This is a genomic window from Modestobacter sp. KNN46-3 (assembly GCF_011039295.1).
This window is the reverse complement of record NZ_JAAKGN010000308.1, coordinates 1-1,822: the sequence shown is the minus strand read 5'-3', so window position 1 is coordinate 1,822 and position 1,822 is coordinate 1. Positions and strand designations below refer to the sequence as shown.

3 protein-coding genes are annotated in these 1,822 nt (G+C 74.0%); all 3 read left to right on the top strand.

Annotation, left to right across the window (positions count from 1 at the left end; genetic code table 11):
* Window positions 1–124 precede the first annotated feature (124 nt).
* Complete coding sequence (locus G5C62_RS26830; RefSeq protein ID WP_206330897.1) at window positions 125–460, top strand: glutaminase; 336 nt, start codon at window positions 125–127, stop codon at window positions 458–460.
* A gap of 26 nt (window positions 461–486) precedes the next feature.
* Window positions 487–1,032 (top strand): DinB family protein, encoded by a 546-nt coding sequence (locus G5C62_RS26825; RefSeq protein WP_164703390.1) that lies wholly within the window; start codon window positions 487–489, stop codon window positions 1,030–1,032.
* Window positions 1,033–1,149: 117 nt separating this feature from the next.
* Complete coding sequence (locus G5C62_RS26820; protein ID WP_164703389.1) at window positions 1,150–1,683, top strand: DinB family protein; 534 nt, start codon at window positions 1,150–1,152, stop codon at window positions 1,681–1,683.
* The last annotated feature ends 139 nt before the right edge of the window (window positions 1,684–1,822 follow it).

The following is a 1,822-nucleotide window of genomic DNA, read 5'->3' as shown; positions in this document are numbered from 1 at the left end:
CCGGGCGCGCCGTGACACCGTCCGAGGGTGTCCACCACCCCCGATGACGTGCCCGACGACCTCACCGACGTCCTCGACCAGGTGGCCACCGAGGCCCGGCCGCTGGCCGAGGACGGCGTGCGCGTTGACCGTGACCACCCGGCAGCTGGCCCGGGCCGCCCGGTTCCTGGCCCACGACGGGGTGGACCCACGGACCGGCGACCGGGTGCTGACCGAGCCCCTGGCCCGGCGGGTCAGCGCGGTGATGCTGACCTGTGGCACGTATGACGCGGCCGGTCAGTTCGCCTACGACGTGGGCTTCCCGTGCAAGAGCGGGGTGGGCGGCGCGGTGATGGGCGACGTGCCCAACCGGTTCGGCGTCTGCGCCTGGTCCCCGCCACTGGACGCCGCCGGCAACTCGCGGGCCGGCCGGGCAGCGCTGCACCTGCTCAGCGAACGGTTGGGGTTGTCCCTGCTGTAGCGCCCGGCCCGCCATGATCTGCGGTCATGGACGACTTCGTGGACGCGCCGGTGCGCGTGGACCCGCCCTTCCTCGACGGCGAGCGCGACGCCGTCCGGGCCTGGCTGGAGTACCAGCGGGGCACGCTGCTGACCAAGTGCGCCGGTCTCACCCCCGAGCAGCTGGGTGAGCGGTCGGTGCCGCCGTCGTCGCTCAGCCTCCGCGGGCTGGTGCGGCACATGACCGAGGTCGAGCGCGGCTGGTTCCGCCGGGTGCTGGCCGGCCAGGACGCCCCGGACCTGTACTGCGCGCCCGACGACCCGGACGGGGACTTCGACGGCGTGGGCCGGGACGCCGACGAGCCGGACACGGTGGCCCGGGAGTTCGCCCGGTTCGCCGAGGAGTGCCAGGTCAGCCGGGAGATCGCGGACGGGTTCGGGTCCCTGGACGACCTGAGCCGGGGCTGCACCAGCCGCAGTGGCGAGGCGGTCTCGCTGCGCTGGGTGTACCTGCACATGATCGAGGAGTACGCCCGGCACAACGGCCACGCCGACCTGCTCCGCGAACGCATCGACGGCGCCACCGGCGACTAGCCCCGAACCCACCAGAATGGCCATTCTGGTGGGGGGTGGGGCCGAAGTCGCGACTTCGGCCCCTCACCGCGGAGGCAGGCGCCCGGGGGAGGGCGCGGGGCCCGGCAGACTGGTCGGGTGACCGCACCTGCGCCCATCCGGGTCGACCCGCCGTCCACCGACGGCGAGCGTGCTGCGGTGGAGGCCTGGCTGGACTTCCACCGGGCGACGCTGCTGACGAAGTGCGCCGGCCTGACGCCGGAGCAGCTCGGTGAGCGGTCGGTGCCGCCCTCGCGTCTGAGCCTGCGCGGGCTGCTCCGGCACATGACCGACGTCGAGCGGTACTGGTTCACCCGGGTCGTCGCCGGGCGTGAGGCGCCGACGGTCTATTGGGCCGACGAGGACGACGCGGAGTTCGACGGGGTCGGGGCCGACGGCGACGACCCGACCACCGCCGTCCCGGCCGAGCTGGCCGCCTTCACCGCGGAGGTCGAGGCCAGCCGAGCGGTCGCCGCAGGACACACGTCGCTGGACGACGTCGCCGTCGGGCTCCGGTACGGCGAGCGGGTGTCGTTGCGCTGGGTGTACCTGCACATGGTCGAGGAGTACGCCCGGCACAACGGCCACGCCGACCTGCTGCGCGAGTGCACCGACGGCACCACCGGCCGGTAGCGCCGCCCACCAGAATGGCCATTGTGGTAGTCGAGTAGGGGCCAAAGTCGCGACTTTGGCCCCTCGGGTCAGCGACGGCGCCCTCGGGGCTCAGCGGATGGCGCCCCAGGGGAGGACGGCGTGGACGCCGACGACCTGG